The sequence below is a fragment of the Sphingomonas spermidinifaciens genome, from assembly GCF_002351485.1.
Lineage (GTDB): Bacteria > Pseudomonadota > Alphaproteobacteria > Sphingomonadales > Sphingomonadaceae > Sphingomonas > Sphingomonas spermidinifaciens.
Map to the genome: position 1 here is coordinate 2,034,226 of NZ_NWMW01000001.1, position 24,756 is coordinate 2,058,981.

Genomic DNA, 24,756 nt, shown 5'->3' on the forward strand with positions numbered 1-24,756 from the left:
CCCGGTGGTGACGCAGTCGGGGGGAAGCCCGGCGCGGTACGAAGGGCTGATCCGATCGCCCTGACTGCCCGCGTCGCGCGCCAACCGCACATGTATGAACGAAAATGAAGTCATGGGCACGCGCCGCCATGTTTGCGGCGGTGACATCTTGCGCAGGCATCTCCGTCTGCGTTTCGACGCCGGGTTTGGCGACCGGCGTCGCGGGGCAGGTGATGAACGCCCCCTATCCTAGCCAGGTTCCGACTCCCCCCTCGCCGATCGTGCCCGCCGAGTGGACGCGCGAGGAACCGGCCGACGCCGAAACCCCCGTCCAGACCGCCGATTTCGACACGCTGCGCGATGCCGTCGCCGCCCAGTCGGTGCCCGGCGACATGGATCGCCAGCTCCGCTGCCTCGCCACCGGCATCTATTACGAGGCACAGGGCGAACCGCTCCACGGCCAGCTCGCTGTCGCCGAGGTGATCCTCAATCGTACCCGCTCGGGCCGCTTCCCCACCGATGTGTGCAAGGTGCTGACCCAGCCCGGCCAGTTCAGCTTCGTGCGTGGCGGCCGCCTGCCCGCCGTCCAGTCGACCAAGCGTGCGTGGCACACCGCCGTCGCCATCGCCAAGGTCGCAAAGAACGACCTGTGGGAAAGCAAGGCGGGCAAGGCCCTGTTCTTCCACGCGCGCCATGTCTCCCCCAGCTGGAATCGGGCCAAGGTCGCAATGCTCGGCAACCACATCTTCTATCGCTGAGACTTTTCAGCGTTCCTAGAATGTTCTAGGGATCGGCGATGGCTTCGCTGCCCGCCGATCCCCCGTCCATCGACTCGAGGGCCCCGATGATCGCCGCGGATGTCGCGCGCGGCGTCTGCCGCCTCCTCGTGCGACACGACGTCATGGCGATCGCCGAGATGCCGCTCGAGGGCGGGCGGCGCGCCGACCTGATGGGCATCGATGCCGCCGGACGGCTGGTGATCGTCGAGATTAAGGTGTCGCGCGCTGATCTGCTTGGTGACGGCAAGTGGACCGACTATCTCGAACATTGCGACCGCTTCTACTGGGCGGTGCCCGAGGGGTTCGACACACGTCCACTCGACGGCGCGGCGTTCCTGCCTGAACGGACGGGGGTGATCGTCGCCGACCGCTACGACGCGGCGGTGCTGCGCGAACCTGCGACACACATGCTGGCCGCCGCCACGCGAAAGCGCTGCACGCTGGCGCTGGCGCGGCGGGCGGCACGGCGGATGATGGCGGCGATCGATCCCGACGGTGTGGCGGGCGAGACGGGGTTCTAGGCGTCGTGCCCCAGAACGTCGCTCCCGCGAAAGCTGGGATAACTGTCGGGCGACCTAGAGAGCTTCACCGCAAGCGATTGCAGCCTTCGCGAGAATGACGGGCTCAGCGCAGCACCGGCCCCGTCGAGCGCCGCGCCGCCTTCTTGGGCGCATCAGCAAGGAGCTTGGCGATCGCCGGCGAGCGGGTGTCTCGCTTCGCATAGTCGCGCGCCGACATGCCGGCGGCGATATCGGTCTTGTCCGGATCGGCGCCGGCGCCAAGCAGCTTTCGGACAAGCTCGAACCGACGCATCTGCACCGCGCGGATAAGCGGGGTCTCGCCGCTTGAATTGGCGGCATCGATGTTCGCGTTGTAGCGGGTCAGGATATCGACTCCCTCGTCGAAGCCGTTGCCGACCGCGATCAGCAGCGGCGTCTCGCCGCGCGCGTCGCCGATGTCGGGATTGGCGCCCTTTTGCAGAAGGAAGCGCAGATAGACGGAGTCCGACCTTTTGGTGACGATGTGGAGCGCTCCCTCGCCCGACACCCGGTCGCGGGTGTTGATGATCGTCTGGCCCGGCGCGCCGAGGATCTCGTTGACCTTGTTGCCGTCTTCCTTGCGGATCGCTTCGAGGAACTTGTAGCTTTCGGAGAATTGCTGCGCCGAAACGGGGGCGGCGAGCGTGGTCAGCGCAAGGGCGAAAATCAGCTTGTTCACGGGCAAACGATCCTGTCGGGCGGTGGCTTGCGGATCACCGGCTAACAGATCATGGCTGGCGATGCCATGAACGATCGTCGGTTTCGCCTGTTGCTCGCGCCCCTCCTGCTCGCCCTTGCCGCCTGTGGTGCCGCGCCGAAGGAAGCGCCGCCGCTGGAGGGGGCGCGGATCGGCGGGCCGTTCACGCTGACCGATGAAAATGGCCGCAGGTTCACCGACACCCAGCTCGCGGGCAAATGGCGCATCATGTATTTCGGCTACACTTTCTGCCCCGACGTCTGCCCGGTCGACATGGCCAACATCACGGCCGGGCTGAAGGCGTTCGAGGCGAGCGATCCCGCTCGCGCGGCGAAGGTCGTGCCTGTCTTCGTCACCGTCGATCCGGCGCGCGACACCCCTGCGGTGCTCAAGCAGTTCGTCGGCAACTTCCATCCGCGCACCGTCGGGCTGACGGGTGAGGCCAAGACGATCGAGAGCGTCCAGAAGGCGTTCGCCATCTATGCCGCGCGCAAGGAGGGCTCGACTCCCGGTGCGTACCTGATGGACCACAGCCGCCAAACCTATCTGATCGACGGCGAGGGCAAGCCGATCGCGCTGGTGCCTGCCGACGAGGGGAGCAAACCGGTGGCCGACACGCTCGCCAAATGGGTGTCGTGACCGGCCGGTTCTGGGAGGACACGCCGCTCGACCGGCTCGACCGCGCACAGTGGGAGGCGCTGTGCGACGGGTGCGGCAAGTGCTGCTTGCACAAGCTAGAGGACGAGGAGACGGGGGAGCTCGCCGCGACCAACGTCTCCTGCCGGCTGCTCGACCGCGAGACCGCGCGCTGCAGCGACTACCGTAACCGCCGCGCCTATGTTCCCGACTGCGTGCGGCTCACCGCGCGGGCGGTGATGAACGGCATCGCCTGGCTGCCGGCGACCTGCGCCTATCGGCTGCGTGGCGAGGGGCTGCCACTGCCCGACTGGCATCACCTCGTCTGCGGCGATTCCGAGGCGGTGCACCGTGCCGGTGAGTCGGTGCGCGGCTGGACGGTGAGCGAGGACGATGCCGGTGATTTCGAGCATCACTTGATCGACCGCCCGCTGTGATCGACGGCATCGAGGTCGTCCGCCACCCGCGCGCTCGGCGGATGCGCCTGTCGGTCGATCCGGCAAGCGGCCTTGTCCGCCTGACCCTGCCGCCGCGCGGCTCCAAGCGTGACGGCCTCGCCTGGGCCCTCACCAAGTCCGCCTGGATCGAGGCGCAGCGCGCTCGGCTGCCGCGGGCTCTACCCTTCGTGCCGGGGGCGGTGATACCCTTCGGCGATGGCGAACTCACTCTTGTCTGGCGGGCAGGCGCAGCGCGAACGCCGGTGCGCGAGGACAACCGGTTGGTAATCGGCGGCCCGGCCGAGAGATTCGGCGACCGGGTCGAGCGCTGGTTACGCCGCGAAGCGTTGCGAGTACTGACCGAAGAAACGCTCTCCGTCGCGGGTCAAGCGAACGTCTCGATCGAGCGCGTGGCGATCGGCGATCCGCGCGCACGCTGGGGCAGCTGCTCGGCGGGCGGGGCGATCCGCTACAGCTGGCGGCTGATCCTCGCGCCCGATCGTGTCCGCCGCTTCGTCGTCGCGCATGAGGTGGCACATCGCCGCCACATGAACCACGGCCCCGCCTTCCACGCGCTCGAGCGCGAGTTGCTCGGCGCCGATCCGCGTCCCGCAATGACATGGCTGCGCCGCCACGGCGCGGGCCTTCACTGGTTGGGGAAGTCGCCCGCCTGATCGTCCTGGGGCGGTAGGCGGCGGGTGTCGCGCGGCGGCGGCTGGCGCTCGCCCGGCTCGCGACCGAGCGCGCGATTGATCCAGTCGCGATCAAGCCGCTCGCCTTCCTGCCCGAGCGGCGGCGGCGCAACCTCCTCACCCTCCTCGCCCGGTGTCACGAAGTCGCCCTGTCCCGGCGCGGCGGGCTGGCCGATCGGATTGCCGTCGGGATCGACGAAGACGCCATTGTCCGGCTCGCCATAATAGCTCTCCTCGTCGGGCTCGACCTGCCATTCGGGGAGGGTCACCTGCGTCTCGAACTGCTCGACAGGTCGCTTGGCCACCGCGACCTTCATGAAGTCGGCGAACGCCTGCGCGGGCGCGCGGCCGCCCTGAAGCCCGGCAACGGGTTTGGCATCGTCGCGGCCCATCCAGACCGCGGTGGTGATGCCGCTCGAAAAGCCGAAGAAATAGCCGTCCTTGTTCGAGGTGGTGGTGCCCGTCTTGCCCGCGACCGGGCGGCCGATCTGTGCGGCGCGTCCGGTGCCGGTGGCGACCGCGGACTGGAGGAGATCGGTCATCTGCGCCGCGACATAGGGTGCAACGAGGACGCGCGAGGTATCGACCTCGTGATTGTAGATCACCTGGCCGTTGGTGGTGACGCGGGTGATGCCGTAGGGGGTCACGGCGACGCCCTTGTTGGCCACGCTCGCCATCGCGCGTGCCATGTCGAGGACGCGCACGTCGCTGGTGCCGAGCACCATCGCCGGCCGGGTACCGACGGGCGTGGTAATGCCGAAGCGGCGTGCCATGTCGGCGACGGTGCCGAAGCCCACCTGCTGCCCGAGCTTCGCAGCGACGGTATTGACCGAATAGGCAAAGGCCGAGCGCAGGTCCATCTGCCCGGCAAAGCGGCCCGAGCTGTTGCGCGGGCTCCAGCCATCGATGGTCACGGGTTCGTCGACCACCTGATCGTCGGGCCTAGCCCCGGCTTCGAGTGCGGCGAGATAGACGAAGAGCTTGAACGCCGATCCCGGCTGGCGCGCGGCCTGGGTCGCGCGGTTGTAGTTCGAGCTCACATAATCCTTGCCGCCGACCATCGCGCGTACCGCACCGTCGCGATCGAGCGCGACCAGTGCACCCTGCGCGCCGCCCGGCGCATGTGCGCGGACCGCACGGTCGCCCGCCGCCTGCATCGACAGGTCGAGGGTCGTCCAGACGTCGAGCGGCGCCTGCGTCTCGTCGATCAGCATCTCGAGTTGCGGCAGCGCCCAGTCGGTGAAGTAGCGGACGCTGTTCTGCCTGGGTTCGGGCGCAAGCTTGACCTGTGTGCGTTCGGCGCTGGCGGCTTCCGCGGCGCTGATCGCACCGGTCTCGACCATCAGGCCGAGAACGACACCCGCGCGATCGACCGCGGCTTCGGCATCGGCGGTAGGCGAATAGCGGCTCGGCGCCTTGACGAGGCCGGCAATGACCGCCGCTTCGGAAAGAGAAAGGTTGCTGGCGGGATGCTGGAAGAAGCGGCGCGAGGCGGCGTCGATGCCATAGGCGCCGCCGCCGAAATAGACCTTGTTGAGATAGAGCTCGAGGATCTGATCCTTCGAGAACTTCCGTTCCATCGCGAGCGCGAGGATGATCTCGCGCAGCTTGCGGCCGAAGTCGTATTTGTTCGAGAGGAATACAGTGCGCGCAACCTGCTGCGTGATCGTCGAGGCACCCTGAAGGCGGCGGCCGGTGCCGCGCCGCTCGAACGCATATTTGACCGATCGGGCAATGCCGATCGGATCGACGCCCCAGTGCGAACGGAAGCGCCGGTCCTCGACCGACACCATCGCCTGGCGCATGACCAGCGGGATGTTACGATAGGGGATCCACTCGCCATAGCTCGGGCCCAGCGACACGAGCACCGTGCCGTCGGCGGCGTGAACGCGGATCATCTGGCCGTTGGGTGAGGATTTGAGTTCCTCGAAGCTCGGCAGCGAGGCACGCGCGGTATAGACCGCGATGACGAGCGCGAGCAGGCCGATCAGCGCCGCCGCCACGCCCGCGATGACCGTCCAATTGAGGATGCGCCGCCAGCGCGGGGCAGGGGCTTTGCGGGACTTGGCAGCGGCAGGCATCGACTGACGCGATTAGGCGGGCTGGACCGGGTTCACAAGCGCCGCCATGAGCGAACCCGACTGTCAGTCGCCTGAACGCGGCTGGAAATCGAGCGATACCGAGTTCATGCAATAGCGCAGCCCCGTCGGCGGCGGTCCGTCCGGGAAGACATGGCCGAGATGGCCGTCGCAGCGCGCGCAGCGCGTCTCGACCCGGCGCATCCCGTGGCTCAGATCCTCGTGGTCGGTCACGGCATCCGGCCCGATCGGGCGCGTGAAGCTGGGCCAGCCCGAGCCCGAGTCATACTTGTCGTCGCTGTCGAACAGCGGGTTGCCGCAGCCCGCGCAACTGTAAAGGCCATCGGCCTTGTTGGCATTGAGCGCGCCGGAGAAGGCGCGTTCGGTCCCCGCCTCGCGCAGAACATGATACTGGACGGGCGTCAGCCGCTCGCGCCACTCGGCATCGGTCAGGAGCAGTTTTTCCATGGCTTGAATGTGTGTGCTCGAGCAGCCGAGTTCAATCGCGTGGCCGCGCCGGGGGCTGGTGCGCCCAATACAGATTGGCTGGCGGCACGTTCCACCATTCGACAGCATGGTCGATCGCCGTCCAGCGCGGCGTTAGCAACGCATGCACCTTGGGCGCGAACTGATAGACCAGGAACGCGCCGCCCGGCCGGATCACCGCCCGCGTCGCGTCGGCGATCGCGTCGCCCACCCCATCGGGCAGCGTCGAGAAGGGCAGGCCCGAGAGCACGTAATCGGCCTTTTCGAAGCCGTGCTCGGCGACGATGCGCTCGACGTCGGCGGCGGAGCCGTGGACCGCGCGCATCCGGTCGTCGCGGATCGTCTGGCGCAGATAGCGTACGAAGTCGGGACAGGTGTCGATCGCCAGGTAGACGCCGTCTGCGGGCAGCCGGTCGAGGATCGCGCGGCTGAAGGTGCCCACGCCAGGACCGTATTCGACGAACAGTTTCGTGCCCGCCCAATCGACGGGGGCGAGCATCCGGCGGATGAGCCGTCCCGACGACGGCACGATCGACCCCACCATTGCCGGCTGCTTCAGGAAACCGCGCAGGAACATGCCCCAGGGCGAGGCGGGCAATGCTGGCTCGGCCAGCGATGCGCCGGGGGTCTGCGTCGTCGAAATTGGCGGCATTCGGCTACTCTTGCTGGAAAACGGCGCGACCATGGCGGGGCTTGCCCCTGTCGTAAAGTTGTAACGTTCGCAGTGGGCTGCCGGTTGCAGCGGCCGTAATCGAGATCAAGCAGTTTGTGCCGACGTACCGAGAGCGTCCGGCCATGGTTGTCGTCGCCGCTCGTGACGCTACGCTGGCGACGCCAGTAACGCCGGGAGGATGAAATCGAGCGGCTCGACCGGACCTTCGTCCTGCTGTTCACCGTCATGCTGGTGATCGCCGCTGGCAACACCGCGCTGCAGTCGGTGCTGCCCGCGCTCGGTCGGTCGCTCGGCGTCGCTGACACGGCGGTAGCGGCGGCATTCTCGGTATCGGCGCTGCTGTGGGTCGTCGCTGCGCCCTTCTGGGCCAATCGGTCGGATCGGCGTGGACGGCGGGCGATGGTGCTGCTGGGACTCGCCGGCTTCACCGCGTCGGTGACGTTGTGCGGCGGGTTCCTGATGGCGGGGATCAACGGGTGGTTGACGGGCGGCGCGGCGTTCGTCGCCTTTGTCGGGGCGCGGATGCTCTATGGCGGGTTCGGTGCAGCCGCGCCGCCCGCGGTGCAGGCGATCGTCGCCGGATCGACCGCGCGCGAGGACCGGACCCGGATGCTGGCACTGCTCGGTTCAGCCTTCGGGCTCGGCACGATCATCGGCCCGGCGGTGGCGCCCTATCTGCTGCTCGGGTCGGTCGGTGGGGTCGAGATCGGACTGGCGGGACCCGCCTTCGTCTTCGGAGCCGTCGGGCTTGTCACCGGTATCGCAGCAGCGCGGATGCTGCCTGCCGACGGGCCGACCGCCGGCGCTCACGGCGCGGCGCAGAGCTATCCGTCGGTCGGCGGCCAGGCGTCGGGCGCTGCTGTCACCGCGGCGACCGCGCCGGCGGCCGAGCGCGTCGGCTATTTCGACCGGCGGGTGCGCGGCTGGATGATCGTCGGGCTGGTGATGGGCCATGCGCAGGCGATGATCGGCCAGACGATGGGGTTCCTCGTCATCGACCGGCTCGGCCTGCCGCCGGTCGAGGCGCTGGGGCCAACGGGCATCGTACTGATGGTGGGGGCGGGGGCCGCGCTGCTCGTCCAATGGGGGCTAATCCCGCTCCTCGACCTCAGCCCGGCGCGGCTGGTCCTCGCAGGCTGCGTGCTCGGCGCGGTCGGCTGCGCGGCGACGGCGAACGCCGGCAGCCTCTATGGCATCACCATGGGTTACGGCCTGGCGGCGATGGGGTTCGGGTTCCTGAGGCCAGGCTTTACCGCAGGTGCCTCGCTCGCGGTCGGGGCGGCGGCGCAAGGCTCGGTGGCAGGCAAGGTGACGTCAGTTAACGGCGCTGCCTTCATCCTCGGCCCGTCGATCGGCGTCCTTTTGTACGAGGTTTATCGCCCGCTTCCCTACTGGGTCGCGGCGGCGGCGCTGGCGCTGCTGCTCGTCTATGCGGGGCAGGCGTTCAGGCCGGGCGGTACGTCCCGCCCGGCCTGAGGCGTCAGTCGCCGCCCTTCGGCCCGCGCCCTTGCAGCATGCCCGGCGCGATGAAGCCGATCGGCTGGAGCGCGGCCGATTCCTGCTTCAGGCGCGCGGCCATCTGAGCATATTCCTGCTCCATCTCGGGCGTCACCGTCGCGCGCGAGTCGGCGAGCGCCGCCTCGAAATGGTGCATCGTGACCTCGCCCAGGTCGAGCGATTGGCGCAGCGCAATCAGGCCCGCGCGCCGCACCACGTCCTCGAGGTCTGCGCCGGTGAACCGGTCGGCTCGGTCGGCGATCGCGGCGAGGTCGACATCCTCCGCCAACGGCATCCGCGCCGTCTGGATCTGCAGGATGCGCAGCCGCCCCTCGGCATCGGGGACCGAGACGTAGACGAGCTCGTCGAATCGGCCGGGCCGCAGCAGCGCCGGGTCGATCAGGTTCGGCCGGTTGGTCGCACCGATGACGACGACCGATTGGAGCTCCTCCAGCCCGTCCATCTCGGCGAGGATGGTGTTCACCACCCGCTCGGTCACCTGCGGCTCGCCAAGGCCGCCGCCGCGCGCGGGCACGAGGCTGTCGAGCTCGTCGATGAAGATGACGCAGGGCGCCACCTGGCGCGCGCGGGCGAACAGCCGGGCGATCTGCTGCTCGCTCTCGCCATACCATTTGGAGAGAAGGTCCGACGATTTCACCGCGATGAAGTTCGCCTCCGCCTCGCGCGCAACCGCCTTGGCAAGCAGGGTCTTGCCGGTGCCGGGGGGACCATAGAGCAGGAAGCCGCGCGCCGGCCGGATGCCCATCCGCCTGAACGCCATCGGCCGCTTCATCGGCAGCTCGACGCCCTCCTTCAGCCGCATCTGCGCTTCGTCGAGGCCTCCGACGTCGCTCCAGCGGACCTGCGGCACCTGCACCATCACCTCGCGCATGGCGGAGGGCTGGACGCGCTTCAGCGCCTCGACGAAGTCGGCGCGCTGGACCGACAGGTTGTCGAGCACGTCGGCGGGGATCGTCTGTTCGCTGAGGTTGAGGCGCGGCATGATCCGCCGCACCGCGTCGATCGCCGCCTCGCGCGCGAGTGCCGCGAGGTCGGCGCCGACGAAGCCGTAGGTGGTGCGCGCAAGCTCGTCGAGATCGACATCGTCGGCGATCGGCATGCCGCGCGTGTGGATGCCCAGGATCTCACGCCGTCCACGCTCGTCGGGGACGCCGACGATGATCTCGCGGTCGAAACGGCCGGGGCGGCGCAGCGCCTCGTCGATCGCCTCGGGCCGGTTGGTCGCGGCGATGACGACGAGGTTCGCGCGCGCCTCCAGCCCGTCCATCAGCGTGAGAAGCTGGGCGACGAGCCGCTTCTCGGCCTCGCCCTGCACGCGGTCGCGGCGCGGCGCGATCGAATCGATCTCGTCGATGAAGACGATCGAAGGGGCGGCGCGGGTCGCTTCCTCGAACACCTCGCGCAGGCGCTTTTCCGATTCGCCGTACGCCGAGCCCATGATCTCTGGCCCGTTTATGAGGAAGAACTCGGCATCCGATTCGTTGGCGACGGCGCGGGCGAGGCGCGTCTTACCGGTGCCCGGCGGGCCGTGGAGCAGCACCCCCTTGGGCGGATCGACGCCCAGGCGCTGGAACAGCTCGGGATAGCGGAGCGGCAGTTCGACCATCTCTCGCAGCTGGTCGATCGTCTGATGCATGCCGCCGATATCGTCATAGGTGACGTCGGCACGGCGCGCGTCCTTGGGCTCCTCATAGTCGGGGCGGAGCTCGATCTCGGTAGTCTCGTCGATATGGACGATGCCGCGCGGCACCGTCGAGATGACGGCAAGGCGGATCTCCTGGAGCGCATAGGCGGGTGCGCGCAGGTGCTGGGCGACGCTCGCGGGAATATTTGCGACGCGCTGCTGCCCGACCGTCGAAACGATGTCGCCCTGTGTCAGTGGGCGGCCAAGGAAGGTGCGCTTGAGCGCCAGCGCCGACCCCTGCAGCCGCAGATTCTGGGCCGCGGGGGCGAGGACCACCCGGCCCGCCGGCTTCGATTCGGCGGCGCGCACCTCGACGAAGTCGCCCGAACCGGCCCCGGCATTGGCACGCTGAAGGCCATCGACGCGGATGATCTCCAGTCCCTCGTCCTCGGGATAGGGCAGCACCGCGCGCGCCGGGGTCGATCGCTTGCCGACGATCTCGATCACGTCACCCTCGGTGATGCCGAGCGCCGCGAGCATCGCGCGCGGAACATGGGCAACGCCGCGGCCGCTGTCCTCGGGCCGCGCGTTGGCGACCTGCAGCTTGCGTGTCCGGGGTTCGTCGTCGACCATGCGTACCTCGCTCCTGTCGTCCGCGTCGGGACGGAAGCGCGCGAGATAGGATCGGGGTCCCCAATAAGCCAAGGGGAGCCGCGTGCGGACAAAAAAAAGGCCGACCCAACGGGCCGGCCACGAAAGTTTTAGGAGAGGATGCCTGAAAGGCACGATATAAATGTATCGCTACCAACTATTGTGCAAGTGCGAAAAGACCGAAGACGGTTGCAATTTTCACAATCGTTGATGTGCATGCGTACAGCAAATGGAGTAAACGGTTTCCAAGCACGATGATGCAGTGCAAAATGCATCCCGCACATGCGTCGCCTGCCGCCTCTCTCGGCCATCGAGGCCTTTGTACAGGTCGCCCGGCTCGGCTCGATCAAGGCCGCGTCGGAAGAGCTGGCGCTGTCGTCGCCTGCGCTGAGCCGGCGTGTGCAGGCGCTCGAGCGCTTTATGGGCAAGCCTCTGTTCGACCGCAGGCACCAGGCAATCGTTCTCAACGCAGATGGCGAGCGGTTGCTGGCGCAGATCGCCCCGGCGCTCGACGCGATGAGCGACGCGGTCGATGCGTTGACCAGCGGTGGCGAACTGCTGCGCCTGCGCCTCGGCCTGCTGCCGCTCTATGCCTCGCAGCGGCTGATGCCGCGGCTGGGTGAGCTCAAGGCGGCGCATCCCGAACTGCATCTCGACGTCGATACCCAGCCCAATCGCCAAGCGCGGCTGGGCGACTCGCTCGATGCCGCAATCGTGCTGGCGCGCGAGGTCGATCCAGCGCTCTATGCGCGGCGGCTCGATCGCAACCGGGTATTCGTGATCGGGTCGCACGAACTGCTAGAGGGCGACACGCCGATCCTCGATCCCCGGCAGATGCGCGGCCTGACCGCGCTCGTCCACCGCGACATGCCCGAGACGTTCATCGAGTGGCGCCGCGCGGTGGGCATGCCCGAGCTTGAGCCGCGGACGACCGACTTCTTCGATTCGGGGCCACTGATGCTCGAAGCGGCGGCACAGGGTCTGGGCGTCGCCTTCATGCTCGAAATGCATTTCGAGGGCGCGCGCGACGACCGGCTGGTGCGCCTGTTCGAACCGGTCGACAGCGATTACAGCTACTGGTTCGTCTGCCGCCCGCGCGCACTCCAGACGCGGGCGGTCAAGATCTTCCACGACTGGGTGCTCGGCGTCCTCGATCCAGAGCCGGCGGGACGATGATCGTGCGCCCGCGCAAGCGGGAGCGCAGGGCCACGGCCGACAACCGGTGTCGGGAACTGCAGCCCTCGGCTCCCGCAGCCGCGGGAGTGCGGCTTCGGATCAGGCCGCCCGTGCCTTGACGATCTTGCCCGGATTGCGCGGCGGCTCACCCTTGGGGAGTGCGTCGACATGCTCCATGCCCTCGATCACTTCGCCCCAGACGGTGTACTGGCCGTCGAGGAAGGTCGCGTCGTCGAAGCAGATGAAGAACTGGCTGTTGGCCGAGTTCGGGTCCATCGTCCGCGCCATCGAGCAGACGCCGCGCACATGCGGCTCGCGGCTGAACTCGGCGGGCAGGTTCGGAAGCTTCGAGCCCGAGGTGCCGGTGCCCGTCGGATCGCCGCCCTGCGCCATGAAGCCGTCGATGACGCGGTGAAACACGACGCCGTCATAGAAGCCATCATTGGCGAGCGTGACGATGCGCTCGACATGCTTGGGCGCGAGATCGGGGCGCAGGCGGATCGTCACATCGCCGCCATCGAGCGTCAGGACGAGAGTCTGGGGGGCATCGGCCACTTGAGTATCTCCTTGCTGTGCGAGCGCCCCTAGCCGGGCGGGCACCTGCTGGCAACGAAGCCGCGGCCATTGCGGTTCTGTGCAGCGCGGCATAAGCCCGCGCTCATCCTCGAACGGCCGGGAGGCGTGCATGACCAGCGAGACCGAGCTGCACGGACCCGAGATCGATCGGGGGGCCGACGCCGATTTCGATGAGGACGACCGGCTGCACCCCGATTTCGTCCGCGCGGTGCTTGACGCGGTCGAGGCGGGCGATGTCGAGGAAGCGCGCGCTCGCGTCGAGCCGCTGCACCCCGCCGACATCGCCGATCTGATCGAGCTGACCCCGGCGGAGGATCGCGCCGCGCTCGCCAGCGCGATCGCCGACCGGATCGACGGCGACGTGCTCGCCGAGATGAACGACTGGGTACGCGACGCGCTGGTCGACGCGCTCGAGCCGCGACAGATCGCCGATATCGCCGCCGAGCTCGACACCGACGACGCCGTGGCGATCATCGAGGACCTCGACGCCGACGATCAGCGCGAGGTGCTGCGCGCGCTCGACCCCGATGACCGCGCCGCGATCGAGGAAGCACTCTCCTATCCCGAGGAGTCCGCCGGTCGCCTGATGCAGCGCGAGCTGATCGCGGTGCCCGAGCATTGGACCGTCGGCGACGTGCTCGACTATCTGCGTGCCGACGACCAGCTGACGACCGACTTCTGGGAAGTGTTCGTCGTCGATCCGTCGCATCGCCCGGTCGGCACCTGCGAGCTTTCGTGGATCCTGCGCACCCCGCGCGTGGTCGCCGTGACCGACGTCATGAAGCGCGAGCAGACACTGATCCCCGTCGACATGGACCAGGAGGAGGTGGCGCTCCGCTTCCAGAAATACGCGCTCATCTCCGCCGCGGTCGTCGATGGCGGCGGGCGGCTGGTCGGCATGATCACCGTCGACGACATTGTCCACATCATCAGCCAAGAGGCAGGCGAGGACGCGCTGCTGCTGTCGGGTGCCGGCGATGGCGACATCAACGAACCGGTACGCGACAGCTACAAGGCACGGGTGCGCTGGCTGATCGCCAATCTCGGCACCGCGCTGGTCGCCTCGACGATCATCACCCAGTTCGAGGGGACGATCGCGAAGATGGTCGTGCTCGCCGCGCTGATGCCGATCGTCGCGGGCGTCGGCGGCAATGCGGGAACGCAGACGCTGGCGGTGACGGTGCGCGCGCTCGCCACCAATCAGCTGACGCGATCGAACACGCTGTGGGCAGTGCGCCGCGAGCTTGCCATCGCGCTGATGAACGGCGCGACGATCGCGGTCGTCATCGGCATCGCGGTGTCGCTGTTCTTCGCCAATCCGAAGCTGGGCGTGGTGATCGGCACGGCGATGCTGTGCAACATCCTGATCGCGGGGCTGGCGGGCGTTCTGGTGCCACTGACGCTCGAACGGCTGAAGGCCGACCCGGCGATCGCCTCGTCTGTGTTCGTCACCATGACCACCGATTCGATGGGGTTCCTCGTCTTCTTGGGGCTAGCGACGGCAAGCGGGCTGGTGGGTTGATCGCCGCGCACCGGTTGCCCAAATCGCAGGTGCAATGCCGCTTCACATCACAAAGGTCGCCTACGGCGCCGACAGCCTCGACGATATCCGTCAGTGGTTTGCGGGGAGAGCCGCGCCAATGGTCACGACGCGCTACCTGCCCAAGCGGCACGAGGAGATTGCGGGGCAGGGGTCACTGTTCTGGATCCACAAGCACGCGCTTGTCGCCCGCTCGCCGATCCTCGGCTTCGGCGAGGCCGAGAGCGGGCGGATCGCGATCCATATCGACCCCGCGCTGATCCTCGTGCAGGCGCGCCCGCGCCGCGCGCATCAGGGCTGGCGCTATCTGGAACATGCCGATGCACCCCTCGACCTCGGCGAAGCGGGTGAGGCGATCGCGTCGATGCCGCCGAGGATGATCGGTGAATTGAGCGCGTTGGCGCTACTTTAGCGCCGCCAACCGGGCCAGCGCATCGCCCTCGACACGCTGGATCGTCCATTCGTCCATGCCGACGGCGCCCATCGCACGATAAAAGTCGATCGCGGGCTGGTTCCAGTCGAGCACCGACCATTCGAACCTTGCGCAGCCGCGTCCGGCCGCGATGCCGGCCAGATGTATCAGAAGCGCACGCCCGACGCCTTTGCCGCGCGCCGAGGGCGTGACGTACAGGTCCTCGAGATAGAGGCCGCGCTTGCCCTTCCAGGTCGAGAAATTGTGGAACCACAGCGCGAAGCCGACGGGCTCGCCCTCGACCTCGGCGATCACGGCCTCGGCGGCGGGCGGGCTCGCGAACAGCGCTTCGGTGAAGCTCTCGGGCGTCGCCTCGACCGCGTCGGGCTCGCGCTCGAACGCGGCGAGTTCGGTGACGAAGCGGTGGATGAGCGCGGCGTCGCTCGGTCGGGCGGGGCGAATGGCGAGGGTCATGGCAGCGCCGCCTCCGCCACCGGCATCGCCGCCCTGTCGGTGACCGCCCACAGGCAGCCGCCGATGATGAGCACCGCACCGGCGACGGTCCAGATCGACAGTTGCTCGCCGAATACGACGAAGCCGAGGATCGAGGCCCAGACGAAGGCGGTATATTCGCTCGGCGCCAGGGTGCTTGCGGGCGCATGGGCATAGGCCCAGCCGAGCAGGCCGAGCGACACCACCGCCAGCACCGCGGCGCCGACGATCTCGATCCAGAAACCGCTCGGCCAGTCGGCCAGCCAGGGCGCACCGAGGGCATAGGCGCCGGCGACAATCAGTGACTGGAAGAAGGCGATCTCGCCAGGCCCCGCCAGCTGCGACTGGCGCCGCATCAGGATGATGTTGAAAGCATAGCAGAGCGCCGAGGCGAGCACCGCCACCGCGCCGCGGAAGGCGTCCGGGCCCATGTCGGTATTCGCCTGCCCCGCAAGGATGACGAGCACGCCGGCGAACGCGACGAGCGAGGCGAGGACGGTGCGTCGTCCGACCGTCTCGCCGAGCAGCCATGCCGCCAAGAACAGCGCGAGCAGCGGGGCGATGTGGCTGAGAGCAATCGCCTGCGCCATCGGCACGCGGGCTAGGCCCCAGAAGAACAGCCACGACATGACCGCGGTGATGACCGCGCGGCTGGCGTGCAGCTTCATCGCCGCGCGTGTCAGCTTCGGGCGCGGGCGGGCGAAATAGGGCACGCCGCTGACCGCGATGCCGACGAGGTTGCGCCAGAACAACGCCGAATAGGCGCCGATGCCGAGCACCAGCCCCTTCATGATCGCGTCCATGCCCGAAAACACCGCGATCCCTGCGACCGCAGCGGCAAAGGCAAGGGCGGGGGAAGCGACACGCATCGTCAGCGCCTTAGGGCCGACGCGCGCCGCCGTCACGCGTTCAGGCGGCTGCGGCCTTGGCGGCGTCGGTCGCCTCGATCTCGGCGGCTTTGGCTTCGACCAGTTTCACGATGTGTTCGATCATGTCGGCGTCCTCGACCGTGTGGTCGGTGACGCCCGACAGATAGACCATGTGCTTGCCCGCGCCGCCGCCGGTCAGGCCGATATCGGTCTCCCGCGCTTCGCCGGGGCCGTTCACCACGCAGCCGAGCACTGACAGGCTCATCGGCGTGCGGATGTGCTGGAGCCGCTCCTCGAGTGTCTGGACGGTGCGGATCACGTCGAACCCCTGGCGCGCGCAGGACGGGCAGGACACGACGCGCACGCCGCGATTGCGGATGCCGAGCGCTTTCAGGATCTCGAAGCCGACGCGCACTTCCTCCTCGGGCTCGGCCGAGAGGCTGACGCGGATCGTGTCGCCGATGCCGAACCACAGGAGGCTGCCGATGCCGATCGACGACTTGACCGTTCCACCGATCAGCCCGCCCGCCTCGGTGATGCCCAGGTGCAGCGGACAGTCGGTCGCCTCGGCCAGCCCCTGATAGGCGGCGACGGCGAGGAACACGTCGGACGCCTTCACCGCGACCTTGTATTCGTGGAAGTCGTGATCCTGTAGCAACTTGATATGGTCGAGCGCGCTTTCGACCAGCGCCTCGGGGCAGGGCTCGCCATATTTCTCCAGCAAATCACGCTCGAGGCTGCCGGCATTGACGCCGATGCGGATCGCGCAGCCATTGGCCTTGGCGGCGCGGACGACCTCGGCCACGCGCTCCGACGAGCCGATGTTGCCGGGGTTGATGCGCAGGCACGCGGCGCCCGCATCCGCGGCCTCCAGCGCGCGCTTATAGTGGAAATGGATGTCGGCAACGATCGGCACTCGCGAGGCGCGCACGATCTTGCCAAGCGCCGCGGTCGATTCGACGTCGGGACAGCTCACCCGGATGATGTCGACGCCCGCCTCCTCGCAGCGGCGGATCTGCGCGATGGTCGCGCCCGCGTCGCTGGTCGGCGTATTGGTCATCGTCTGCACCGTCACCGGCGCATCGCCGCCGACTGGGACGGAGCCCACCATGATCTGGCGGCTCTGGCGGCGATGGATATCGCGCCACGGTCGGATCGACATTGCTGGTTCCCGCAAGGTTTCGGTTACTCGGGCGCGATATAGCGGTCCCGGAGCAAAGGCGAAAGGCGATCCGCCCAAGCCGCAACAAGGGTCGCCGCTTGCAATCGCACGTCGCCGCATTGCCGGAGGTCCGCTCGGGGCGGCATTACGGCCTCGACTGGCTGCGCATCGCCGCGTTCGGGCTGCTCATCCTCTACCATATCGGGATGGTGTTCGCGCCATGGCACTGGGTGATCGACACCGATCGCAGCTATCCCGAGCTCATCCCGCCGATGGCGCTGCTGACGCCGTGGCGGCTTTCCCTGCTGTTCGCGGTCTCAGGCTAAGCCAGTCAGGATGCTGTTCGCACGAAGCGGCGGCGAAGGACCGTTCGTGCGCTCGCGCAACCTGCGCCTTCTCGTGCCGCTCGCCTTCGGCATGGTCGTGCTGGTGCCGATCGAAATGTACATCCAGGTGGCGACGCGCGGCTATCCGCATGGCTACTGGATCTTCTGGACGCGCGATTACTGGCGGATCGGCCAACATCACGGCCGCGAGTTCCCGAGCTGGGAGCATCTGTGGTTCGTCGTCTATCTCTGGGCGTACACGATGGTGACGATGGGGCTGTCGAGGCTTCATCGCCTGCCCGGTGCATCGCCCGCCGCATGGATCGCCAAGGGCCTTCGCATCCTCTGGGCGCCGCTGATCGTCATGGGGTTCCTGCGTCTCGCGCTGCTGTTCACGGTGCCCGAGAAGCAGGGGCTGTTCACCGACTGGCCCGGCCACGTGATCTACTATCCGATGTTCCTGTTCGGCTTTACCCTCGCCGCGCAGCCGCAGCTTTGGAACGCGATCGAGCGGAACTGGCGCCTGGCCGCGCTGGGTGCGGCGATAAGCGGCGCGTTCATTGTCTTCGCCGAGATGACGTGGCAGGGGGACGCCATCCCGCCGCACCTGGCGATGGCAGCCGAGCGCGGGGCCGACGTGGTGATGGGCTGGACAATGACGCTCGTCCTGTTTCGACTCGCCGAACGCTTCTGGAACCGCGATCATCGCTGGCGGAAGACGCTCGGGGAGGCGGTTTTCCCTTCTACCTCGTCCACCACGCTTCGATCGTCTTCTTCGCGTGGGAGACGTTGCCGCTCGACCTCGGCCCGTGGGCCGAGTTTGCGATCCTGCTCGGCGCAACGGCGGTGACCTGTGCAATCTTCTATCTGGTGGGGTCCAGGGTCCGCTGGCTGCGTCCGCTGATCGGTCTTCGCGCAGCCGAACGCGTTCAGCCGCCCACGCGCTCGATGTCAGCGCCAACCGCCTGAAGCTTCTCCTCGAGCCGCTCATATCCGCGGTCGAGGTGATAGATGCGGCTGACCGTCGTCTCGCCCTCGGCGACGAGGCCGGCGATGATGAGGCTCATCGAGGCGCGAAGATCGGTCGCCATCACCTGTGCGCCGACCAGCTTGGTCACGCCGCGCACCACTGCGGAGCGGCCCGCCACCTGAATGTCGGCCCCCATCCGCGCCAGTTCGGGCACGTGCATGTAGCGGTTTTCGAAGATCGTCTCGGTCAGCACGCTCGCGCCGTCGGCCTGCGTCAGCATCGACATGAACTGCGCCTGCATGTCGGTGGCGAAACCGGGATAAGGCGCGGTCGAGAGGGTGAGGGGGCGCATGCCGCCGGTCGCGGCCACCCGCACCGAATCGCGCTGTTCCTCGACCGTCACGCCCGCCTCAACCAGCGCGGCCAATGTCGCGCGCATGTCGCCCGCCGATGCGCCGACCAGCTCGAGATCGCCGCCGGTGATCGCCGCGGCGCAGGCATAGCTGCCCGCCTCGATCCGGTCGGGCATCACGCGATAGGTCGCGCCGTGCAGCCGGTCGACGCCTTCGATCGTCAGCGTCTCGCCGCCGATGCCGGTGATCCGTGCGCCCATCGCGAGCAGGCAGTTGCACAGGTCGACGATCTCGGGCTCGCGCGCGGCATTGTCGAGGATCGAGGTGCCCTTCGCCAGCACCGCGGCCATCACCGCATTCTCGGTCGCGCCCACTGACACGATCGGGAAGGTATAGCGCCCGCCCGCCAGCCGCCCGCCCGGCGCGGTCGCCTTCACATAGCCTGCCGCCAGCTCGATCTCGGCGCCCAGCGCCTCCAGCGCCTTGAGGTGCAGGTCGATCGGCCGGTTGCCGATCGCGCACCCACCGGGCAGCGACACCGTCGCCTCGCCCGCCCGCGCCAGCAGCGGCCCCAGGACGAGGATGGAGGCGCGCATCTTGCGCACGATGTCATAGGGGGCCGTAGTGCTCGTCAGCCGCTGCGCGCGCATCGTCATCACCCGGCCGAAATCGGCCGGATGCGCTCCCTCGACCATTGTCGAGACGCCGAGCTGGTTGAGCAGGTGGCCGAAGCCGTCGACGTCGGCCAGGCGCGGCAGGTTGCGCAGCGTCAGTGGCTCGTCGGTGAGCAGCGCACACGGCATCAGCGTCAGCGCAGCGTTCTTGGCACCTGAAACGGGAATGCGGCCGGCCAGGCGATTGCCGCCGCGAATGATGATGCGATCCATCCCTGCGCTTTAAGGGCGCGCCGTCGCCCTCGCAACGGGGTCGCTGACGGGGCGCGCAGTCGACCATGATATACGATCTTACGCGGCAGAAGGAGCGTCTTGATCGACTTTAATGCGGGCCGGTCGAGCCGCTGCTTTCAAGCGGAACAAACGGGGAGAACATAAGCGTGCCCGCCAGTTGTTTCGCCGACGTCCTTAGCCAGCACATTGAACTGACCCCGGCGGAGCGCGACACGCTCGAGCGGTTGGAGGAGCGCACGCGCACCGTCCGGCGGGGGGGCATCCTGCGCCGCAGCAACGACCGGTCGGGCGAGTTGTTCGTGCTGCGCAGCGGGCTGATGATGACCTATGTGCTGCTCGGCGACGGCAGCCGTCAAATCCTGCGCTTCCACTTTCCCGGCGACATGCTGGGCCTTTCGGGCCTTGTCTATCCTGAGGCGCCCGAGACCATCTGCGCCGTCACCGAGAGTGTCGTCTGTCCGTTCGAGCGGAGCGCGCTGGCGCAGCTGGTCGAGGCGCACCCGCGGCTCGCCTCGATGATCCTCGCTTATGGCCAGATCGATCGCGTGTCGCTGACCGATCGGCTGGCGGCGCTCGGTCGCACTTCGGCGAAGGCGCGCGTCGGCGCGCTGCTGCTCGAGTGGCGCAGCCGGCTGCGAGCGGGCGACGGGTCGATCGGCGAGAGCTTCTCGCTCGGCCTCACGCAGGAGGAAGTGGGCGACGCGACCGGCCTGACCGCGGTCCACGTCAATCGGATGCTCCGCCAGCTCGAGGAAGAGGGGCTAATCGCGCGCGAGGGACAGCGCGTGACGATCTGCGACGAACGCGCGCTGATGGCCGCGACCAACTATGTCGACCGCTATCGCGATCTCGACCTCGGCTGGCTGCCAGCGGGGCGTTAGGCCCCCGCCAGCACCCGGTCGGCGACGAAGGGGTTGCTCCGTCGTTCCTCGCCGAAGCGGCCGGGTTCGCCATGGCCGGGCAGGAACAGCGTATCGTCGCCCATCGGCCAAAGCTTTGTGACGATCGCTTCGATCAGCGCGTCGTGATCGCCCAAGGGGAAGTCGGTGCGGCCGATCGAGCCCTTGAACAGGACGTCGCCGACGATCGCGAGCTTCGAGGGCGCGTGGTGGAAGACGACATGGCCGGGCGTGTGGCCGGGGCAGTGCCAGACCGACAGCTCGAGGTCGCCGACGCTCACCGTCTCGCCCTCGGTCAGCCAGCGATCGGGTTCGAACACGACGCCGCGGATGCCGTAGTTCCGCCCATCCTCGTCGAGGCGCGCGATCCAGAAGCGGTCGGCCTCGTGCGGCCCCTCGATCGGCACGCCGAGCTTGTCGGCAAGCGGCTTGGCCTCGCCGCAATGGTCGATATGGCCGTGAGTGATCAGGATCTTCTCGACCGTTACCCCCGCCTGTTGAATGGCGCTCTCGATCCGGGCGAGGTCGCCGCCGGGATCGACGACTGCCGCCTTCATCGTCGCGGTGCACCAGAACAAGGTGCAGTTCTGCTGGAGCGGGGTCACGGGGATGATCGTGGCGCGAAGCGGGGGCTGGGTCATGCAACCGGCATAATCGGCAAGGCCGCGCCCGACAACGAAGGCTTGCCGTTCCGCGACTCGCGCGGCAGTGCTACGTGATGGGGGTCGACGGTCCTTTCGTACTTCTGGACGATGCGCGGCCCGGCGGGCGGGTGCGGCTGTTCCGAGATCCGCAGATGGTGCTCGTCGCGCGCGACGCGGGCGAGGTCGCGGGTGTTCTGAAGGCGGTGCGCGCGGGGCTCGAGTGGGGCCTGCATGCGGCGGGCTTCCTCGCTTACGGCGCGGGCGCCGCGTTCGAAGATCGCGCGCCCGCCAGCCCGTATGATCCACTCGCCTGGTTCGGGCTGTTCAATTGCTTCGAGGCCTTCGACCCCGCCGACCTGCCCGATCCGCGGGGCGCCTGGATCGGCGCGGCCGAGCCGGCGATTGACTTCGCCACCTATGCCGCGCGGATCGACGAGGTGCTCGCGCTGATCCGCGCGGGCGACATCTATCAGGCGAACCTCACCTTTCCGGCGAGCGCGCGGGTGGTCGGTCACCCGCTGGCCGCTTATGGCCGGTTACGTGCGGCGTCGGGCGCGGGGTGGGGGGCGGTGGTCTCGACGGGGAAGGCGGTGCATCTGTCGCTGTCGCCCGAGCTGTTCTTCACGGCCGAAGGGGGCCGCCTGATCGCCCGCCCGATGAAGGGCACCGCGCCGCGCGCTGCGGACCCCGCTGCCGACCGCGCCGCGGCCGAGGCGCTGGCCGCCGATCCCAAGCAGCGCGCCGAGAATCTGATGATCGTCGACCTGATGCGCAATGACCTGTCGCGCGTCGCCGTGCCGGGCAGCGTCCGCGTGCCGCGATTGTTCGAGGTCGAGGCCTATCCCACCGTCCATCAGATGACTTCGACCGTCGAGGCGGACCTTGCCCCCGGCCGCGACGCGGTGGACGTGATGACGGCGCTCTTTCCCTGCGGCTCGATCACCGGCGCGCCCAAGCTTCGCGCGATGCAGGCGATCGCCGAGATCGAGCGGGCCCCTCGCGGCCTCTATACCGGCGCGATTGGCCATTTCGCACCCGGCGGCGACGCGGCGTTCAACGTCGCGATCCGCACGCTCACGCTGCCGGCGGGGAGCGACAGGGCGACGCTCGGCCTCGGCTCGGGGATCGTCGCCGACTCGGTGGCTGTGGCCGAGTGGGACGAATGCCTCGCCAAGGGCGCGTTCCTGACCAAGGGCGCGCGCGCATTCGACCTGATCGAGACGATGCGCTTCGACCCGCGCGAGGGGCTGGTGCTGCTCGAGCGCCATCTCGAGCGGATGCGCGCCAGTGCGGCGACGTTCGGCTTTCCGTTCGATCGCCATGCCGTCCGCAACGAACTCCAGGCCGCGACCTTTCGTCTGCGCGAGGGCGCGCGGGTGCGGCTGATGCTGAGCCCAAGCGGTGCGGTGGCGATCGAGACGGGTCCGCTGCCCTCGGCCGGAGCCGAACCGTGGCGGGTCGCGGTGGTCCCGCTGCCGGTCGATCCGGCCGACTTCCGCCTTCGGCACAAGACCAGCGACCGGCGCTTCTACGACGCGGCGCGGGACGCGCATGACGAAGTAGTGTTCGTCGATCCCGCCGGCTTCGTGACCGAGGGCAGCTTCACCAGCGTCTTCGTCGAGCGCGGCGGCGTGCTCCTGACCCCGCCGGCTTCGCGCGGGCTGCTCCCCGGCGTACTACGCGCCGAGCTTCTCGCCAGCGGTCGCGCGATCGAGCACGACCTCACGCCAGAAGACCTCGCCGGCGGCTTCCTGCTCGGCAATGCACTTCGCGGGCTGGTTTCGGCGGTTATGGTTGCGGCGCATCAAACGACAAGCGTATAGGCGCGCCGGCGCAACTTCGTGCGCTGCCAACCGAAAGTCCGACCCATGACGCCCTCGACCGCGCTCGGCCGCATCCAGCCCTCCGCCACGCTCGCGATGACCTCGCGCGTGCTCGAGCTGAAGGCCAAGGGCGTCGACGTGATCGGCCTGGGCGCGGGCGAGCCCGATTTTGACACGCCCGACTTCGTCAAGGAAGCCGCGATCAAGGCCATTCGCGACGGGCAGACCAAATACACCAATGTCGACGGCACCGCCGCGCTTAAGCAGGCGATCGTCGCCAAGTTCGCGCGCGACAACGATCTTGCCTACACCCCCGATCAGGTGAGCGTGAACGTCGGCGGCAAGCACACGCTGTTCAACGCGCTGGTCGCGACGATCGACCCGGGCGACGAGGTGATCGTGCCCGCGCCCTATTGGGTGAGCTATCCCGACATCGTCCAGTTCGCGGGCGGGACGCCGGTGTTCGTCGCCGCGGGCTCCGACCAGAACTACAAGGTGACACCCGACCAGATCGAGGCGGTCATCACCCAGAAGACCAAGTGGCTGATCCTCAATTCGCCCTCAAACCCCACGGGCGCGGCCTATACCGCCGACGAGCTTCGCGCGATCGGCCACATGCTCGAACGCCATCCGCATGTCTGGATCATGGCCGACGACATGTATGAGCACATCACCTATGACGGTTTCGAGTTCGCGACGATCGCGCAGGTGGTGCCCTCGCTCTACGAACGGACGCTGACGGTCAACGGCTGTTCCAAGGCCTATTCGATGACGGGCTGGCGGATCGGCTTCGCTGGCGGCGCGCCCTGGCTCATCAAGGCGATGTCGAAGCTCCAGTCGCAGTCGACCTCAAACCCCTGTTCCATCGCGCAGGCTGCGGCGGTGGCGGCACTGTCGGGCGACCAGTCGTTTCTCGCCGAGCGGGCGGCGGCATTCCAGAAGCGGCGCGACCTCGTCGTCGGGATGCTCAACGCAATCCCGGGCGTCACCTGTCCGACGCCGGAGGGCGCCTTCTACGTCTATCCTGATCTTTCGGGAGTGATCGGCAAGACGACGCCCAAGGGCGAACTGCTCGACAGCGACGAGAAGATTGTCGGCTATCTGCTCGACGAAGCGCGAGTGGCGGCGGTGCATGGGGCGGCGTTCGGTCTCTCGCCTGCGCTTCGAATCAGCTATGCGACCAGCGACGAGCTGCTGCGCACCGCGTGCGAGCGGATCGGCGAGGCCATCGGCGCCTGCCGCTGACGGCGTGCCCCCCAAACCCGACTGACAGATGAACGGGCGGTCCACCGTCCGTTCAACCCGAATCGCTAAAACGGCCGGCGAGCGACGAGGCTCACGGGATCAACGGGCATCCGCCCCGGCCAAAGGGACAGACGATGACGAACAAGACGCGCGCCGGCTTCCTCCGGCATTTCCTCTCGGGCTTCGCGCTGGGCGCGGTGGCACTGGTCGGTTTCCAGATCTCCCAGCCCGAGGACAAGCCGATGTATCCGCCGGTCACTGCCGATGCGTCGGTCACGCCGGCGGTCAGCTGATCCGCGAGCCCTCGATCGCCCGTTTCGCCCATTGGAAGAGCGGCGGCTCGGCAGGGGCGTGGGTCGCCGGCCGCACCTGATCGCGGATCGATTCGGCAAAGAGTCTGAGTTCGTGATCGTCGAGCGGTCGCGCATCGCGCACCGCCTCAATCAGCAGCGGATGGAAGATCGTCACGGTCACATCCCCGAACGCGATTACAGGCCCCGTCCCTAAACGCCGCGTAAGTCACCCGCGTTGCACCGCCGGCCGCTTTTACTTCGTCGCCCGACGCACCATGT

At 68.2% G+C, this 24,756-nt stretch carries 27 protein-coding genes; 15 read left to right on the forward strand and 12 right to left on the reverse strand.

What is annotated here, in order from left to right; all coding sequences use genetic code 11:
- Positions 1–104 precede the first annotated feature (104 nt).
- On the forward strand, positions 105–737 hold the full coding sequence (locus tag COC42_RS09720; protein ID WP_096342910.1) for a cell wall hydrolase: 633 nt from the start codon (positions 105–107) through the stop codon (positions 735–737).
- A 38-nt stretch (positions 738–775) separates the two neighbouring features.
- The gene (locus tag COC42_RS09725; protein ID WP_096342911.1) at positions 776–1,279 is read left to right on the forward strand and encodes an MmcB family DNA repair protein; all 504 of its coding nucleotides are present in this window, start codon (positions 776–778) and stop codon (positions 1,277–1,279) included.
- Between the two features lie 103 nt (positions 1,280–1,382).
- On the opposite strand, the gene COC42_RS09730 is transcribed toward COC42_RS09725, so the two are convergent.
- Positions 1,383–1,976 carry an ankyrin repeat domain-containing protein gene (locus COC42_RS09730; protein ID WP_096342912.1) on the reverse strand — a complete coding sequence of 198 codons (594 nt, stop codon included), beginning with the start codon at positions 1,974–1,976 and terminating at the stop codon, positions 1,383–1,385.
- A 66-nt stretch (positions 1,977–2,042) separates the two neighbouring features.
- On the opposite strand from COC42_RS09730, the gene COC42_RS09735 reads away from it, so the two are divergent.
- The 3 genes from COC42_RS09735 to COC42_RS09745 are packed head-to-tail and all read left to right on the forward strand — an operon-like array spanning position 2,043 to position 3,741.
- Complete coding sequence (locus tag COC42_RS09735) at positions 2,043–2,633, forward strand: SCO family protein (RefSeq protein ID WP_096343219.1); 591 nt, start codon at positions 2,043–2,045, stop codon at positions 2,631–2,633.
- Entirely contained in the window at positions 2,621–3,067 is a 447-nt protein-coding gene (locus COC42_RS09740; RefSeq protein ID WP_096342913.1) for a YcgN family cysteine cluster protein, read from the forward strand. Before COC42_RS09735 ends, COC42_RS09740 begins: the two co-directional genes overlap by 13 nt.
- Entirely contained in the window at positions 3,064–3,741 is a 678-nt protein-coding gene (locus COC42_RS09745) for a M48 family metallopeptidase (RefSeq protein WP_096342914.1), read from the forward strand. The genes COC42_RS09740 and COC42_RS09745 overlap by 4 nt, the downstream gene beginning before the upstream one ends.
- Here the strand turns inward: COC42_RS09745 and COC42_RS09750 are convergent.
- From COC42_RS09750 to COC42_RS09760, 3 genes are all read right to left on the reverse strand, one after another.
- Complete coding sequence (locus tag COC42_RS09750; protein ID WP_096342915.1) at positions 3,714–5,840, reverse strand: transglycosylase domain-containing protein; 2,127 nt, start codon at positions 5,838–5,840, stop codon at positions 3,714–3,716. The two genes, COC42_RS09745 and COC42_RS09750, sit on opposite strands and share 28 nt — an antisense overlap.
- 63 nt (positions 5,841–5,903) lie before the next feature.
- Positions 5,904–6,305, reverse strand: coding sequence for a peptide-methionine (R)-S-oxide reductase MsrB (gene msrB / locus COC42_RS09755; protein WP_096342916.1), 402 nt, complete (start codon positions 6,303–6,305; stop codon positions 5,904–5,906).
- Between the two features lie 31 nt (positions 6,306–6,336).
- Positions 6,337–6,975, reverse strand: a complete 639-nt coding sequence (locus tag COC42_RS09760; protein ID WP_425442837.1) for a class I SAM-dependent methyltransferase — start codon at positions 6,973–6,975, stop codon at positions 6,337–6,339.
- A 246-nt stretch (positions 6,976–7,221) separates the two neighbouring features.
- Between COC42_RS09760 and COC42_RS09765 the strand changes: the two genes are divergently transcribed.
- Complete coding sequence (locus COC42_RS09765) at positions 7,222–8,472, forward strand: MFS transporter (RefSeq protein WP_096342917.1); 1,251 nt, start codon at positions 7,222–7,224, stop codon at positions 8,470–8,472.
- A 4-nt stretch (positions 8,473–8,476) separates the two neighbouring features.
- Here the strand turns inward: COC42_RS09765 and COC42_RS09770 are convergent, their stop codons facing one another.
- Positions 8,477–10,771, reverse strand: a complete 2,295-nt coding sequence (locus COC42_RS09770; protein WP_096342918.1) for a CDC48 family AAA ATPase — start codon at positions 10,769–10,771, stop codon at positions 8,477–8,479.
- 300 nt (positions 10,772–11,071) lie between these two features.
- Here COC42_RS09770 and COC42_RS09775 point away from each other — a divergent pair, with 300 nt between their 5' ends.
- Positions 11,072–11,965, forward strand: a complete 894-nt coding sequence (locus COC42_RS09775) for a LysR substrate-binding domain-containing protein (RefSeq protein WP_096342919.1) — start codon at positions 11,072–11,074, stop codon at positions 11,963–11,965.
- A 99-nt stretch (positions 11,966–12,064) separates the two neighbouring features.
- Here COC42_RS09775 and COC42_RS09780 read toward each other — a convergent pair whose 3' ends face one another.
- On the reverse strand, positions 12,065–12,520 hold the full coding sequence (locus COC42_RS09780; protein WP_245843967.1) for a peptidylprolyl isomerase: 456 nt from the start codon (positions 12,518–12,520) through the stop codon (positions 12,065–12,067).
- Positions 12,521–12,650: 130 nt separating this feature from the next.
- Between COC42_RS09780 and mgtE the strand changes: the two genes are divergently transcribed.
- Both mgtE and COC42_RS09790 read left to right on the forward strand, forming a co-directional pair.
- Entirely contained in the window at positions 12,651–14,063 is a 1,413-nt protein-coding gene (gene mgtE, locus COC42_RS09785; RefSeq protein WP_096342920.1) for a magnesium transporter, read from the forward strand.
- A gap of 34 nt (positions 14,064–14,097) precedes the next feature.
- A complete protein-coding gene (locus COC42_RS09790) occupies positions 14,098–14,493 on the forward strand; it encodes a DUF1489 family protein (RefSeq protein ID WP_096342921.1) in 396 nt (131 codons plus the stop codon).
- Here COC42_RS09790 and COC42_RS09795 read toward each other — a convergent pair.
- Genes COC42_RS09795 through ispG form a run of 3 tightly spaced genes read right to left on the reverse strand, consistent with a single transcriptional unit; the run spans position 14,485 to position 17,016 of the window.
- Complete coding sequence (locus COC42_RS09795; RefSeq protein WP_096342922.1) at positions 14,485–14,967, reverse strand: GNAT family N-acetyltransferase; 483 nt, start codon at positions 14,965–14,967, stop codon at positions 14,485–14,487. The genes COC42_RS09790 and COC42_RS09795 overlap by 9 nt on opposite strands.
- Entirely contained in the window at positions 14,964–15,854 is an 891-nt protein-coding gene (locus COC42_RS09800) for a DMT family transporter (RefSeq protein ID WP_096343222.1), read from the reverse strand. The genes COC42_RS09795 and COC42_RS09800 overlap by 4 nt, the downstream gene beginning before the upstream one ends.
- Positions 15,855–15,894: 40 nt before the next feature.
- A complete protein-coding gene (gene ispG, locus COC42_RS09805) occupies positions 15,895–17,016 on the reverse strand; it encodes a flavodoxin-dependent (E)-4-hydroxy-3-methylbut-2-enyl-diphosphate synthase (protein ID WP_096342923.1) in 1,122 nt (373 codons plus the stop codon).
- A 98-nt stretch (positions 17,017–17,114) separates the two neighbouring features.
- Between ispG and COC42_RS09810 the strand changes: the two genes are divergently transcribed.
- A complete protein-coding gene (locus tag COC42_RS09810; protein WP_141395825.1) occupies positions 17,115–17,342 on the forward strand; it encodes a hypothetical protein in 228 nt (75 codons plus the stop codon).
- A gap of 10 nt (positions 17,343–17,352) precedes the next feature.
- Positions 17,353–18,192, forward strand: a complete 840-nt coding sequence (locus COC42_RS09815) for an acyltransferase family protein (RefSeq protein WP_096342925.1) — start codon at positions 17,353–17,355, stop codon at positions 18,190–18,192.
- Between the two features lie 79 nt (positions 18,193–18,271).
- Here the strand turns inward: COC42_RS09815 and murA are convergent, their stop codons facing one another.
- Complete coding sequence (gene murA / locus COC42_RS09820) at positions 18,272–19,552, reverse strand: UDP-N-acetylglucosamine 1-carboxyvinyltransferase (protein ID WP_096342926.1); 1,281 nt, start codon at positions 19,550–19,552, stop codon at positions 18,272–18,274.
- 167 nt (positions 19,553–19,719) lie between these two features.
- On the opposite strand from murA, the gene COC42_RS09825 reads away from it, so the two are divergent.
- Positions 19,720–20,454: a Crp/Fnr family transcriptional regulator gene (locus COC42_RS09825; RefSeq protein WP_176484605.1), complete on the forward strand. Its 735-nt coding sequence runs from the start codon at positions 19,720–19,722 to the stop codon at positions 20,452–20,454.
- On the opposite strand, the gene COC42_RS09830 is transcribed toward COC42_RS09825, so the two are convergent.
- Positions 20,451–21,113 carry an MBL fold metallo-hydrolase gene (locus COC42_RS09830; protein WP_096342927.1) on the reverse strand — a complete coding sequence of 221 codons (663 nt, stop codon included), beginning with the start codon at positions 21,111–21,113 and terminating at the stop codon, positions 20,451–20,453. The two genes, COC42_RS09825 and COC42_RS09830, sit on opposite strands and share 4 nt — an antisense overlap.
- A 77-nt stretch (positions 21,114–21,190) precedes the next feature.
- Between COC42_RS09830 and pabB the strand changes: the two genes are divergently transcribed.
- The 3 genes from pabB (at position 21,191) to COC42_RS17660 (ending at position 24,477) form a co-directional block, all read left to right on the forward strand.
- A complete protein-coding gene (pabB, locus tag COC42_RS09835) occupies positions 21,191–22,939 on the forward strand; it encodes an aminodeoxychorismate synthase component I (RefSeq protein ID WP_096342928.1) in 1,749 nt (582 codons plus the stop codon).
- 45 nt (positions 22,940–22,984) lie between these two features.
- Positions 22,985–24,184, forward strand: coding sequence for a pyridoxal phosphate-dependent aminotransferase (locus COC42_RS09840; RefSeq protein ID WP_096342929.1), 1,200 nt, complete (start codon positions 22,985–22,987; stop codon positions 24,182–24,184).
- A 134-nt stretch (positions 24,185–24,318) separates the two neighbouring features.
- Positions 24,319–24,477: a hypothetical protein gene (locus tag COC42_RS17660; protein ID WP_176484606.1), complete on the forward strand. Its 159-nt coding sequence runs from the start codon at positions 24,319–24,321 to the stop codon at positions 24,475–24,477.
- Here the strand turns inward: COC42_RS17660 and COC42_RS09845 are convergent.
- Positions 24,470–24,652: a hypothetical protein gene (locus tag COC42_RS09845; protein ID WP_141395826.1), complete on the reverse strand. Its 183-nt coding sequence runs from the start codon at positions 24,650–24,652 to the stop codon at positions 24,470–24,472. The two genes, COC42_RS17660 and COC42_RS09845, sit on opposite strands and share 8 nt — an antisense overlap.
- Positions 24,653–24,756 lie beyond the last annotated feature (104 nt).